This is a genomic window from Virgisporangium ochraceum (genome assembly GCF_016863655.1).
GTDB lineage: Bacteria > Actinomycetota > Actinomycetes > Mycobacteriales > Micromonosporaceae > Virgisporangium > Virgisporangium ochraceum.
Genome location: NZ_BOPH01000126.1, coordinates 82346 through 95472 on the forward strand (window position 1 = coordinate 82346; position 13127 = coordinate 95472).

14 protein-coding genes are annotated in these 13127 nt (G+C 71.1%); 5 read left to right on the forward strand and 9 right to left on the reverse strand.

The genetic code is table 11. The features are described from left to right. Window positions 1-14: 14 nt before the first annotated feature. Window positions 15-1643: a pectate lyase family protein gene (locus Voc01_RS44060; RefSeq protein WP_203933717.1), complete on the reverse strand. Its 1629-nt coding sequence runs from the start codon at window positions 1641-1643 to the stop codon at window positions 15-17. Window positions 1644-1925: 282 nt separating this feature from the next. On the opposite strand from Voc01_RS44060, the gene Voc01_RS44065 reads away from it, so the two are divergent. Further along, window positions 1926-2477 (forward strand): hypothetical protein, encoded by a 552-nt coding sequence (locus Voc01_RS44065; protein ID WP_203933718.1) that lies wholly within the window; start codon window positions 1926-1928, stop codon window positions 2475-2477. Between the two features lie 22 nt (window positions 2478-2499). Continuing rightward, complete coding sequence (locus tag Voc01_RS44070) at window positions 2500-2832, forward strand: EF-Tu/IF-2/RF-3 family GTPase (protein WP_203933719.1); 333 nt, start codon at window positions 2500-2502, stop codon at window positions 2830-2832. Between the two features lie 41 nt (window positions 2833-2873). Here the strand turns inward: Voc01_RS44070 and Voc01_RS44075 are convergent, their stop codons facing one another. Both Voc01_RS44075 and Voc01_RS44080 read right to left on the reverse strand, forming a co-directional pair. Continuing rightward, complete coding sequence (locus Voc01_RS44075; RefSeq protein WP_203933720.1) at window positions 2874-3041, reverse strand: CstA-like transporter-associated (seleno)protein; 168 nt, start codon at window positions 3039-3041, stop codon at window positions 2874-2876. Beyond that, entirely contained in the window at window positions 3038-5197 is a 2160-nt protein-coding gene (locus tag Voc01_RS44080; RefSeq protein WP_203933721.1) for a carbon starvation CstA family protein, read from the reverse strand. Before Voc01_RS44080 ends, Voc01_RS44075 begins: the two co-directional genes overlap by 4 nt. 260 nt (window positions 5198-5457) lie before the next feature. On the opposite strand from Voc01_RS44080, the gene Voc01_RS44085 reads away from it, so the two are divergent. Both Voc01_RS44085 and Voc01_RS44090 read left to right on the forward strand, forming a co-directional pair. Next, a complete protein-coding gene (locus Voc01_RS44085; RefSeq protein ID WP_203933722.1) occupies window positions 5458-7941 on the forward strand; it encodes a glycogen/starch/alpha-glucan phosphorylase in 2484 nt (827 codons plus the stop codon). A gap of 3 nt (window positions 7942-7944) precedes the next feature. Then, window positions 7945-8502: a DUF1707 domain-containing protein gene (locus Voc01_RS44090; protein ID WP_203933723.1), complete on the forward strand. Its 558-nt coding sequence runs from the start codon at window positions 7945-7947 to the stop codon at window positions 8500-8502. 6 nt (window positions 8503-8508) lie between these two features. Here Voc01_RS44090 and Voc01_RS44095 read toward each other — a convergent pair whose 3' ends face one another. From Voc01_RS44095 to Voc01_RS44115, 5 genes are all read right to left on the reverse strand, one after another. Then, a complete protein-coding gene (locus Voc01_RS44095; protein ID WP_203933724.1) occupies window positions 8509-8760 on the reverse strand; it encodes an SIR2 family NAD-dependent protein deacylase in 252 nt (83 codons plus the stop codon). A gap of 56 nt (window positions 8761-8816) precedes the next feature. Further along, entirely contained in the window at window positions 8817-9113 is a 297-nt protein-coding gene (locus tag Voc01_RS44100) for a DUF4287 domain-containing protein (protein WP_203933725.1), read from the reverse strand. A 251-nt stretch (window positions 9114-9364) separates the two neighbouring features. Next, window positions 9365-9928 (reverse strand): VOC family protein, encoded by a 564-nt coding sequence (locus Voc01_RS44105; protein WP_203933726.1) that lies wholly within the window; start codon window positions 9926-9928, stop codon window positions 9365-9367. 9 nt (window positions 9929-9937) lie between these two features. After that, the gene (locus tag Voc01_RS44110; RefSeq protein ID WP_203933727.1) at window positions 9938-10549 is read right to left on the reverse strand and encodes a hypothetical protein; all 612 of its coding nucleotides are present in this window, start codon (window positions 10547-10549) and stop codon (window positions 9938-9940) included. 152 nt (window positions 10550-10701) lie between these two features. Next, a complete protein-coding gene (locus Voc01_RS44115) occupies window positions 10702-11409 on the reverse strand; it encodes an SDR family oxidoreductase (RefSeq protein ID WP_203933728.1) in 708 nt (235 codons plus the stop codon). Between the two features lie 96 nt (window positions 11410-11505). On the opposite strand from Voc01_RS44115, the gene Voc01_RS44120 reads away from it, so the two are divergent. After that, window positions 11506-12348, forward strand: a complete 843-nt coding sequence (locus Voc01_RS44120) for a LysR family transcriptional regulator (RefSeq protein WP_203933729.1) — start codon at window positions 11506-11508, stop codon at window positions 12346-12348. Here the strand turns inward: Voc01_RS44120 and Voc01_RS44125 are convergent. Continuing rightward, window positions 12345-13124: an ABC transporter permease gene (locus Voc01_RS44125; protein WP_203933730.1), complete on the reverse strand. Its 780-nt coding sequence runs from the start codon at window positions 13122-13124 to the stop codon at window positions 12345-12347. The two genes, Voc01_RS44120 and Voc01_RS44125, sit on opposite strands and share 4 nt — an antisense overlap. Window positions 13125-13127: the final 3 nt, after the last annotated feature.

Below are 13127 nucleotides of genomic sequence, written 5' to 3' on the forward strand. Positions count from 1 at the left end.
TGCCGGGACGGTTCTCAGGTGCCGATCCGGCCGGTTCCCGCACCGCCGCTGACGATGCCGTTGATGGAGCAGGCCGTCTGCACGGTGTAGGAGTAGGACGGGTTGCCGACGCTGCCGCCGGTCTCCCCCGATCCGGAGTTGACCAGGCAGTTGTTCCGGGCCACCAGGCGACCTGGGCCGGAGTCGCCCTCGGCCAGGTGGTACGGGTCGTCGACGTTGAGGAAGTAGTTGCCCTCCACGATGACGCCCGCGTTCATGGTCGACGCGACGCCGTAGTTTCCGGTGTCGTTGTAGTAGTTGTTGTAGACGTGCACCTGGTCGCCGAACCGGACGCGCGGGTTGCGCTGGTTGGTCGAGTCGAACCAGTTGTGGTGGTAGGTGACCTTGAGCCGGCCGACGTCCTGGGCGTCGTCCTCGTCGTCGCGGCCGAGTAGCGCGGTCTTGTCGGTGTTGTCGAAGTGGTTCCACGACGCGGTGACGTAGCTCGACCCGCGCTTGATGTCGAGCGAGCCGTCGGTGGCGCCGGTGAAGTAGTTGTGGTCGATCCAGACATGGTGGGAGAACATCTGGACGTTGATGCCGTCGTCGTCGGACTCGACGATGCGCAGGTTGCGGATGATCACGTTGTGCACCGCGTTCGCCGGCGGCGAGGTGATGTTGTCGTCGATCGGGATCCCGACGTTCAGGCCGCCGCCGGAGATCCCGGAGTTCGACCCGACGCCGACGATCGTCTTGTCGGAGGTGACGTCGTGCATCGGTCCGGGCAGCGACAGCATGCCGCTGACGCGGATGACGCGCGGGCCCGAGGCCGCGATCTCGGCGAGGAACTGCGCCGCGGTGGTCACGGTGACGGTCGGGCCGCCGGCCCCACCGGTGGTGCCGTTCTGGCCCCACGCGTTCACCGAGGCCCATCCGTCGGCCTGGTTCGGGCCGGGGTCCACCGGTGGGGCCGAGGAGCTCGAAGAGCTCGACGGCGTGCCCGGTGACGACGGCGTACCGCCGCCGACGGTCTCGACGACGACGTCGTCGAACGACGCGGTTGCGTTGAACGTCGCCACGCCGATCTGCCCGCTGCTGTACTGCGAGTCGGTCGCGGTGGTGGCCGCGCCGCCGTCGACGGTGCCGCGCAGGGTGCTGCCCGAGACCTCCAGCCGCAGCGTGTACCAGGTGCCGACGGTCACCGTGACCGACGCCGTGGCCAGGGTCGTCGACGACCCGTTGACCAGCTTCTTCAACTCGACGGTGTTGTTCGACCGCAGGGCCAGGTAGTAGTAGCTGGTGTTCGACTGCGCCCGGGCGAGCACGGCCACGAACCGGTTGCTGCCGTTGAACGCGGTGGGACGCACGCGGGCGGTCACCGCGTAGTCGGTCCAGGTCGACGTGCCGGCGCGGGCCCGCGCGTCGGAGCTCGTGCCGGACTGACGGAAGACCGGGCTTCCGTCGCTGACCACCGACCAGCTGCCACCGGAGGTGGTCCAGCCGGTGGAGTTGCCATCCTCGAAGGTGTCGCTGAACAGGGTCGCCGCTGCGGCGGAGGAGACGGTGCCCACCACATAGGCGACGGCGAGTGCCAGCACCGCGCCGGTGACGGCGGCGAGGCGCACGGCGGCCCGGGGTGACCGGGCCAGGACAGGGACGGTCATCGGCATGACGTCCTTTCCCGCTGGGGTATGAAACAGGCGGGGAAAGCGCTTTCCTGCGGGCGAACGTACGCTGCAACCGTTTGCAACGCAAGCAGTGATCCCTGTCGATCTCTTAACCCGCAGCCCGCACCGCGGAAACGGGACGTGGCAACCGGCGCGGGAACGAAGCCCACGGGCGGGCGCGTCGGATTTCTGTCGCCCGGTGCGGGCGAAGGAACGGGATGGAACGCCGTCGTGGTCGGCGGTTCGTCCGGACCGTGGCGACGACAGGGAGATTCTCACGTGTCACAGCACGTCTATCCATACGCACCCGGCCCGACACCGTACCGTTCGTCGGGCGGAATTCCGCGCCGCCCGCTGACCCTCACGCTCGGATACGTCGGCGCCCTCCTGGCGGGACTGTTCGGCGCGGTCGGCGCGGCCGTGCTGATGCTCCAGGCGCGCGACGTCGCCGAACGCACGGTGCGCGACGCCACCGAGGCGGTCCTCGGCTCGGACTCCGGGAGCACCGACATCCTCGTGACCGCGGCCGTCGACGAGGCGGCCGGCACGTTGACCACGCGGGGCGTGATGGGACTGGTGTCGGCGCTGCTGGTCATCGGGGTGGCGCTGGCCGTGCGCAACGGGGCGCTCTGGGCCCGGGCGGTGCTCACGGTGCTGCTGCTCGGCTCGCTCTGCGGCAACGGGGTGATCGTCGCCGATGTGGCGCCCGCGGTCACCAAGGCACTGGGCGTGACGGCGATGCTGCTCGGCGTCGTGGTCGTGGTACTGCTGTTCCTGCCGCCGACGAACAGGTACGCGAAGGCGCGCAAGCTCGCCGCGGGTGCGCGGTGACCACGCCGCTATCGTGGTGGGCGTGGGCCTGTTCAAGCGCCGGAGCCAGGAGCTCTTCAGCATCCCCGAACCGGCGGCGCCGCAGTCCGCGGGCTTCCGCCTGGTCGTGTCCGACGTCTTCGTCATCGCCCAGCGCGGAACGGTGGTGACCGGCACCGTCGAGGCGGGCGTGCTCGCGATGGGCGCCCGGGTCACCATCGAGCGGGCGGGACGGCCTCCGCTCACCGCGGAGGTCGCCGCCATCGAGATGGTCCGCCGGACGGTGCGGTCGGCCGCCGCCGGCGACTCCATCGGCCTGCTGTTCAAGGGCCTCGCCCGCGGCGAGGTCACCGCCGGAGACGTCGTCCGTACCTGAAACGACGTGGGTGGCACCCGGAGGTGCCACCCACAGACCGCTCAGCAGCAGCGGACGTTCGGCTTGGTGCGCCGCTCCTCGAACTCCCGCCGGGTCAGTACCGGCTCGCCGGGATGCGTCCGGCCGCGGTGCTCCAGGTACGTGTCGTAGGCCGTCTCGCCCATGACCGCGCGCACGTACCACCAGGCGCGGGCCAGCACCCGGGTCACGGCTCACCACCGCCCGCCGAGGACTTCACCAGTTCGCGCTCGGCCCGCGTCGGGATCAGGCCGTCGGGGGCGTCCAGCGTGGACTGCTCGAACGGCGCCTCGGTCGTCGGCAACGGCTCCCGGGCCCGCGCGGCCTTGACGCACATCCGCAGACCGTCCGCGAGGACGATGATGATCAGTACCGCGAACAGGGCCGCCAGCACCCCGTCGAGCGTGGAGTTGAAGATGATCGCCTCCATGTCGTCGCGGGTCTTGGCCGGGCCCAGGATGCGGCCGGCGTCGAGGGCGTCGGCGTACCGGTCGCGCTGGGCGAAGAAGCCGAGGCGCGGGTCGTCGGAGAAGACCTTCTGGTAGCTGGCCGTCAGGGTCACGGCGGCGTCCCAGGCCAGCGGGACGCCGGTCACCCAGACGTACTTCAGCTTTCCGGACTTCACGATGAGCACCGTGGCCACCATGAGCGCGACCGCCGCCAGCAGCTGGTTGGCGATCCCGAACAGCGGGAACAGCTGGTTGATGCCACCGAGCGGGTTGCTGACACCGGTGTACAGGAAGTAGCCCCAGGCGCCCACCACGACCGCGCTGGTCGCCCACACGCCGGGCCACCAGCTGACGCGTCCGATCGGCTTCCACACGTTGCCGAGCATGTCCTGCAGCATGAACCGCCCGACCCGGGTGCCGGCGTCGACGGTCGTCAGGATGAACAGCGCCTCGAACATGATCGCGAAGTGGTACCAGAACGCCTTCAGCGAGTCGCCGCCGATGACGCCGGAGAAGATCTCCGAGATGCCGACCGCCAGCGTGGGCGCGCCACCGGTGCGGGCGACCAGCGTCGGCTCACCGACCGCCGCCGACGCGGCGGCCAGGTCCTGCGGGGTGATCGTGAACCCGAGGTTGCCGACGGCCGTCGCCGCCGACTCGAACGTGCCGCCCACCACGCCGGCCGGCGCGTTCATCGCGTAGTACAGGCCCGGGTCGAGCAGCGACGCGGCGATGATCGCCATGACCGCCACGAACGACTCCATGAGCATGCCGCCGTAGCCGATCAGCCTGACCTGCGGCTCCTTCTCGATCATCTTCGGCGTGGTGCCGGAGGAGATCAGCGCGTGGAACCCGCTCAACGCGCCGCAGGCGATCGTGATGAACACGAACGGGAACAGCTCGCCGGCGAACACGGGGCCGGTGCCGTCGCGGGCGAAGTCCGTCACCGCCTCGTTCTGGAGGACCGGCACGGTGACCAGCACCCCGATGGCCAGCAGCCCGATCGTGCCGATCTTCATGAACGTCGACAGGTAGTCCCGGGGAGCGAGCAGCAGCCACACCGGCAGCACCGAGGCGAGGAACCCGTAGACCGCCAGGCAGATCACGAGCGTCTTCGGCGACAGCGTGAACGTGTCGGCCCAGCTGGACTCCTGCACCCACCCGCCGGCGACGATCGCGAACACCAGCAGCGCGACGCCGACGATCGTGGTCTCCACGACCCGCCCGGGCCGCAGGTACCGCAGGTAGACGCCCATGAACAGCGCGATCGGGATCGTCATCGCGATCGAGAACGTGCCCCACGGCGAGTCGGCGAGCGCGTTCACCACGACGAGCGCGAGCACGCCGAGCAGGATGATCATGATGACGAACACCGAGATCAACGCGGCGACGCCGCCGATCGGGCCGATCTCGTCGCGGGCCATCTGGCCGAGGCTCTTCCCGTTGCGGCGCATCGAGAAGAACATGACGACCATGTCCTGCACCGCGCCGGCGAAGATCACGCCGAGGATGATCCACATGGTGCCGGGCAGGTAGCCCATCTGCGCGGCCAGCACCGGCCCCACCAGGGGCCCGGCGCCGGCGATCGCGGCGAAGTGGTGGCCGAGCAGCACCCGCCGGTCGGTCGGGTGGTAGTCGATGCCGTTCTCGAGCCGCTCGGCCGGGGTCGCCCGGTTCCGGTCGACGACGAGCACCTTGTAGGCGATGAACCGGGCGTAGAAGCGGTACGCGATCGCGTACGAGCACAGGGCGGCGATCACCAGCCAGATCGCCGAGACGTTCTCGCCCCGCGAAAGGGCGAGCACGGCCCACGCGATCGCGCCGGCGATCGCCACGGCCGTCCAGATGACGATGGTTCGGGTGCTGGGACGTGTGCGCGGCGGCGCATCGACACTCATGACCTGCTCCTCGGGGGTGAAGTGCAGAGATCGACGGACCTTCATACTGCGCCACGCCGAGCGAACTCGCCATGCGCAGTAGTGCCCAGAATGTACCGCCTACTGCCCGTTTCGGACGATAGCTGCCGCGACCCTTCCACCCCAGGAACCACACCGTGCATCGTGGACACCCCGTAAGGTCGTCGGGGCCGGCCCCGGTGACACGTCGGGTTGGCGGCGAAGGCACGCGACCGGACGCGGAGGCGGATAGTCTGACATTCGTGCCAGAGATCAAGCCCGGACCGAACATCCGCCGCGTCGGCACGACAGTCGAGGACTTCGAGCAGAACCTGCTGAGCAACCTGTACTTCCAGCGCGGCACCACCATCGAGTCCGCCAGCGCGGGCGACGCGTACCACACGCTCGCGGTGACACTGCGCGACCGGCTGGTCGACAGGTACGCCCGCACGGTCGCGGCCCACTACGAGACCAACCCGCGGTTCGTGTACTACCTCTCGGCGGAGTACATGCTCGGCCGGCAGCTCAACCAGAACCTCCTCTACACCGGCACCGAGCAGTGGACCCGCGAGATCGCGGAGTCGCGCGGCCTGTCGATGGAGACCCTGGCCGCCCTCGACGTGGAGCCCGGCCTCGGCAACGGCGGCCTCGGCCGGCTCGCCGCCTGCCTGCTCGACTCGATGGCCACATTGGACATTCCCGCGGTGGGCTACGGCATCCGCTACGACTACGGCATCTTCAAACAGACGTTCCAGGACGGCGAGCAGGTCGAACGACCCGACGACTGGACGTTCTACGGCAACCCGTGGGAGTTCGCCGCCTCCGACGACCAGCACGTCGTCGGCTTCTACGGCCGCACCGAGTCGGCCAACGGCGACTCGCAGGCCGGCCCGCGGCGGTGGGTCCCCGGCGAGACCGTGCGCGGCGAGCCGAGCCACATGCTGGTGCCCGGCTACGGCACCCAGACCGTCAACATCGTGCGACTGTGGCGGGCCCGGGCCAGCCGGCAGTCGTTCGACCTGGCCCGGTTCGGCGCCGGCCAGTACGGCGAGGCGGTGCAGCACATCGCGCTGTCGGAGAGCATCAGCAAGGTGCTGTACCCCGACGACAGCACCGAGCTCGGCCGCGAGCTGCGCCTGAAGCAGCAGTACTTCCTGGTCTCCTGCTCGCTGCGCGACATCATCCGCCGCTTCCGCTTCCGCAACCAGGACTGGGACACCTTTCCCGACAAGGTCGTCATCCAGCTCAACGACACCCATCCGGTGCTCGCGATTCCCGAGCTGATGCGGCTGCTCGTCGACGAGCACCACGTCGACTGGGACCGGGCGTGGTCGATCACCCAGCGCACGTTCGCCTACACCTGCCACACCCTGCTGCCCGAGGCCCTGGAGACCTGGCCGGTCGCGCTGCTCGAACGGCTGCTCCCGCGTCACATGGAGATCATCTATCTCATCAACCACGTGTTCCTGCGCGACATCGAGATCCGGCACCCCGACGACCTCGACGCCATCCGGGAGCTGTCGCTGATCCAGGAGGAGCCGGAACGGCGGGTCCGCATGGCGCACCTCGCCGTCGTGGGCAGCCACGCGGTCAACGGCGTCGCCGAGCTGCACTCGAAGCTTCTCGCCGAGACGACACTGCGCCGCTTCGCCACGCTGTGGCCGGAGAAGTTCCACAACGTCACCAACGGGGTCACCCCGCGCCGGTTCGTGCGGCTGGCAAACCCGCGGCTGTCATCGCTGATCAGCGCGCACCTCGGCGGCGACGGCTGGCTCTCCGACCTCGACCAGCTCGCCGGCCTCGAGGCGTTCACCCACGACAACGCGCTGCGGGAACGTTGGCGCGACGTCAAGCGCCACAACAAGGAGGACCTCGCCGCGTACGCGGCCAAGGCCACCGGCGTCATCATCGACCCGCACGCGATGTGCGACGTGATGATCAAGCGGTTCCACGAGTACAAGCGCCAGCTGCTGAAGGTGCTGCACGTCGTCACGCTGTACAACCGGCTCAAGCACGACCCGTCGGCCACGGTCGCGCCGCGCACGGTGGTGTTCGCCGGCAAGGCCGCGCCCGGCTACCGCGCGGCCAAGCTCATCATGAAACTGGTCAACGCCGTCGCCGACACGGTCAACTCCGACCCGGCGGTGTCGCGGCTGCTGCGGGTGGTGTTCCTGCCCGACTACAACGTCACCCGGGCCGAGCTCATCCTTCCCGCCGCCGACCTGTCGGAGCAGATCTCGCTCGCCGGCAAGGAGGCGTCGGGCACCGGCAACATGAAGCTCGCGCTCAACGGCGCGGTCACCATCGGCACGCTCGACGGCGCCAACATCGAGATCCGTGACCGCGTGGGCGCCGACAACTTCTTCCTGTTCGGCCTCAACGTGGAGCAGGCGGTGAACGTCCGCGCGGGCGGCTACTCACCGCGCTCGTACTACGAGCGGGACCCCGAGCTGCGCGCGACGATTGACGCCATCTCCGGCGGGGCCTTCTCCCCCGGTGACCGCGGCGCGTTCACCTCCGTGGTCGACTCCATCCTCGGCTGGGACGAGTACCTCTGCCTGGCCGACTACCGGTCCTATGTGGACTGTCAGGACGCTGTCGAGCGGGCCTGGCACGACGCCGGACGGTGGACGACCATGTCGATCCTCAACACGGCGCGCAGCGGGTTCTTCTCCTCCGACCGCACCGTGCGCGACTACTGCCGCGGCATCTGGAACGTCGAACCGGTACGCGTCCCGCCGGAGTAAAGGGTGGACGACGCTTCGGACGCGGAACGGAACGCTGCCGTCGCCGCCCTCGGCGACCACTTCGAGGCCGGAGGCATCGACGCCGCCGATTACGAACGGCGGGCGCTGGCCGCCGCGGCGGCCACCTCCCGGGCCGACCTGGTTGCCGTGTTCAGCGGCGTCGGCGAGGGCGGACCGGGCACGCTGGCGGCCGACCTGCGCGCCCGCCTCGTCGCGGAGGGCCTGCTGTTCCTGGCCGAGAACCTGCCCGGCGTGATGGTCTTCCGCCGGTACCGGACGCCGGGTCAGCGCGTCTTCCGGCGCACGGTGCGGGTGCGCGGCGCCGTCGGGGTCAGCCGCCGGGGGCTGGTCGTCTGGGCCGGCGGCGCCAAGCGCGTCGACGTTCCGTTCGCCGACCCGCGGTGGGACGCCGCGATGTCGTACTCGGTCGACCGGGCGGGGCGGCTGCGGATCGTCGGGGCCGTCGGCCCGTTCCACCCCGACCGGTCGGGACGCATCGAGTACCGGTTCACCACCGGGCACGCGCGCGAAATCGTCGCGCTGCTCCGCGGGTCCCGTTGACCCCTGCTACGCGGCCAGAGCCGCCGCGATCGCCGGCACCGCGACGGCGATCGGCTCCCGGACGACCTCGTCGGCGAGGTCGTCGTACGGGGTCGGGTCGCGGTTGACGATCACCAGCCGATTGCCGGCGTCGACGGCCACCGCGCACAGCGACGCCACCGGCTCGACCCGCAGGGACGTGCCGATCGCGAGGAACAGCCCGCTGTGCGCGGCGGTCCGCTGCGCGAGGCTCGCCGTGTCGGGACGCCCCGCGCCCACGCATACGTGTTCATGGCCGCCGATGGTAGGCAGCGACCCCGCGCCGGGACGACCGCTTATTTCCGGTTCGGGTTCGTCGCCTTGCCGTCGATCCACAGCGTGTCGGACTCGTCGCGGTGCACCCCGGTGGTGCCGACGTGCTTCGTGCCGATGCCGGTCCCGTTCTTGATGACGTGGAACAGGGCCATCGCGTGGCCGCGCCCGAGCCCGTACTCCTCCTTGAGCCACGCGATGACGGGACCGGCCTTGGCGTCCGGCCCGCCGAGGCCGCGCTGCTGCGCCTCCTCCACGAGCGTGCGGGGCGTCTTGCCGGTCCTGTCCTCGATCGTGTCGAGGTATGCCTGAAACGACATCACTGTCTCCTTCTCGTCGTGCCCGTCACACAGACAGCGAACGGCACCCCCCGGAATCGACAAGCCCGCCACGTTTTCTCGCGCTCCCACCCTCGCGCGGCGCGGGGCGTCGGTGTACCTGGAGACCCGCTCGGCCAGGTGGCCGGACTTCGTCACACGCACGAGGACCAGACCGGCGCGGTCCAGGCGTTCGCCCGTGTGCCGGTGGGTGCCGCGCCATACCAGGTTCACCGCCACGTGCCGGTCGAGTATCAGTGGGGGGGGCCGACGTCGACCCGCAGGTCGGGGTGGTCGGCGAACAGGCGTTCCGCGTAGGCGCGGGTGGCGGCCGGGCCCGGTGGCGTGCCCGGCGGGGCGTCGTGGTCGAGGTAGTCGGGGGCCAGCAGGTCGTCGCAGGCTGACAGGTCGCGCTGGACCAGCAGGCGGTGAAAGTACGAGGCGACCACGTCGGCCGGGTCGGGTGGTGGCGCGATGTCCCTGTACAGGGTGACGACCGTGCCGGCCGGGTCGCGGAGCCACACCGAGCGGCGTCCCCACGGTTGGGTGGTGGGCGGCTTCACGATCGGCACGCCCAGGGCCCGCAGGCGTTCGTGGGCCGCGTCGACGTCGTCGACCCGCAGCTCCAGGACGGTGGTGGCGTCGACCGGGGCCATCCGTCTCAGCGCGTCGGCCGCGAAGATGGACAGCGTCGCCCCCGGGACCGCCACCGTGGCGAAGACGTCGTCGCCCGACGCGGGGACGCCGAGCACCGCCGAGTAGAACGCGACCAGGCCGGGCACGTCGTCGGCGATCAGGCTCGCACCCGTGAACCGCATGCCGGCACGCTACCGGCCCGATGCGACAGAACCGCCCGACGCTCGAGCAGCAGCACCAGCGCCACCACGCTGATCGCCGCACCCGCGCAGGCCGTCAGGAACGTGGTGGTGGCGTGGGCGGGGAAGGTCTGGCCGGCGGGCGCCCAGCGGTCGCCGGACAGGATCGTCGGCGTGCCCAGGAAGCCGGCGCCCACCATGCCGCCGGCGCCGAGCCACCCCCGCACCGAGACCCACGGCGGCGCCGAACACCCACGCCAGCGCGACCTGCGCCGCGTGCGTGACCCCCTTCGGCGCCTGGCCGACGGTGCCCCGCACGACAACGCCGAGCCGGGCGCGGGCGTACAGCGGGAGGGCCACCGTCAGCCCGACGCCGAGCACGATGAAGCTGCCGTACACGACGACGAACACCCACGGCTGCAGCTCCGCGTCCGGAGAGTCGGGCGGCGCCAGCACCACGGCCGCCGGCATCAGGACCACGAACGGGGCGAGCAACCCGGCACCGACCCACATCGGCACCGCGAGGAGCCACACCGGGATCCGCATCCCCCACGGCCGCACGGTGGCCAACGCCACCACCGCGCCGACGACCCCGAACAGCCCGGTTCCGACATTGCCCGCCATCCACCCCGAACGGGGTCCGTCGACGACCCCCACGTCGAACCGGCCACCCACAACGCTTTCAGCGCCACGTAGACCAGCGCGGCCCCGAACGCCGCGTACCCCGCGATCCGCACATCCACGACCTTCGACGATCGTGGCTGTGAAAGCCCGAGTCACCAGGGAATGACACCGTCGTCGTCGTAGAAGGCGCCCGTCGGGCCGTCGTCGGGAAGAGTGGCCAGCCGGATCGCCACCGCCGCGCCCTGTTCGGGGGTGCGGTAGCCGCGATGCCCGTTGAGGTCGGTGGCGCAGTAGCCGGGGCAGCCGAGGTTGATGAGGATGCCGGGCAGCTCCTTCGCGTACTGCACGGTGACCGCGTTGAGGAACGACTTCGACGGCGAGTACGCCGCCGAGATCGGACCGGTCTCCGCGCCCGGCGTGCTCTGCCTCGTGATCGAGCCGACCGTGCTCGACATGTTCACGATCCGCGGCGACGCCGAGCGGCGCAGCAACGGCAGGAACGCGTTCGTCACGCGGATCACGCCGAACACGTTCGTCTCCACGGCCGTGCGCATCGTCGCGATGTCCACTGTGGACGGCTCCTGCGGCATTCCGCCGGTGACACCGGCGTTGTTCACCAGCACGTCGAGGCGGTCGAACAGCGAGACGGCCGCGGCCACGCTCGCGTCGTCGGTCACGTCGAGGGGTACGCCGAAGGCGTCGACCCCGGCGGCGCGCAACTTCCCGACGGCGGCCTCGCGCCGACCGTCGTCGCGGGCGCCGACGCCGACGCGCCACCCGAGCGCGCCGAGGCCCGCCGCGATCTCGTACCCGATCCCCTTGTTCGCGCCGGTCACCAGCGCGGTCGTCCGCTCACTCATGCCTGGAATCCTGTGCCGGGCAACGGATCCGCTCCAACACCGTGTGGGTACGCGGCGATACCCGCAGGGTATCGATCCGGGGGTACGGTGAGAAGCGTGGAGACGCGGGAGTTGCGCTACTTCGTCGCGGTGGCCGAGGAGCTTCATTTCGGACGCGCGGCGCAGCGGCTCGGGATCGCCCAGCCGCCCCTGTCGCGGGCGATCGCCCAGTTGGAACGGCGCCTCGGCGTCACCCTGCTGCACCGCACGAGCCGCGCCGTCACGCTCACCGAGCCCGGCGCGGTGCTGCTGCGCGAGGGCCGGGCCGCGATCGACGCGGTCGACGCCGCCGAGCGCCGCACGCGCCGGGCCGCCACCACCGACGGTCCGGGCCTGGTGCTCGTGACGAAGGCCGGCGCCTCCACCGAGCTGCTGGCGAAGCTGCTCGACGCGTACGCGGCCGAGCCCGGCGCGGTGGCCGTCGACGTGCACCTGTGCGGGGTCGGCGAGCAGGAGGGCCTGCTGCGCGACGGACGCGCCGACGTCGCCCTGCTGCACCTGCCGTTCGACTCGCCGGTCGGGTTCGACACCGAGGTGCTGCGCACGGAGGGCCAGGTCGCGGTGCTGCCGGCCGGGCACCCGCTGAGCACCCGGTCACAGCTCACGATGGCCGAGGCGGAGTCGATCCCGGACCTGCCGCTGCCGCGCTGGCCCCGCCGCGACGGCACCTACCGCGACGGCCCCGGCCCGGAGGTCCACGACACGGCGCAACTGCTGCAGCTGATCGCCCTCGGCCGCACCACGGCCGTGCTCCCCGAGTCGTGCCGCGACAACCTGCGCCGCGACCTGGTGACGGTGCCGGTCCCCGACGCGCCCACGGTGACGACGCTCATCGCGTGGCCGCCGCACAGCCGGTCGCGGGCGCTGGCCGGCCTGGTGCTCGCCGCCACCCGGCTCTAGCTGGTGGCGCCGGTGTAGCGGCGCAACCCCCACCGCCACAGGCCCGTCGCCAGGGCCCACGCGAACGCCGCCGCCGCCACCGCGCCCGCGATCACCGCCGGATCGGGGTCGCGCAGGAGCACGCTCGCCGGCAGCGTCGCGATGAGGGTCAGCGGCAGCACGTACGTGAGCACCAGCCGCAGCGGCCGCCGGTACACGTCGGTCGGGTACCGGCCGAGCTGCCACGCCGCGCCGTAGAACACCTCCAGCTCCAGGCGCGGCGCCCAGAACGCCAGGCACGCCAGCAGCACCCCGAGCGCCCACGTCACCACCGCGCCCACGGCGAGCAGCAGCAGCCATGCGAGCACCCCGACCGGTCCCGGCGGGTCTCCGCTCACCCCCACCGCGACCACGCCGGCGCCGAGCGCGGTCTCGACGAGCGCGAGCGGCGCCGCCGTCGACAGCGACGCGAGGAACAGGCTCGGCGCCGGCTGCATCAGGTACGTGTCGAGCGTGCCCTCGCGGATACCGCGGACGGGGAACCAGGCCAGGTTCGGGTCGATGAACGTCGCCTTGATGCCGGTGAGGATCTGGAAGGTGCCGACGAGCACGATGACCTCGGTGCGGGTCCAGCCGGCCAGCCGGTCGGTCCGGGTGAACACGAGCAGCACCGTGCCGAGCGCCGTCGCCAGGCCGGCCGCGGCGAGTGCCACGTCGAAGAACAGGTTGGTGCGGAAGGTCATCGTGCGCCGCAGCGACATCGAGAACCCGGCGGCGAACAGGCGCAGGAGCTTCACGCG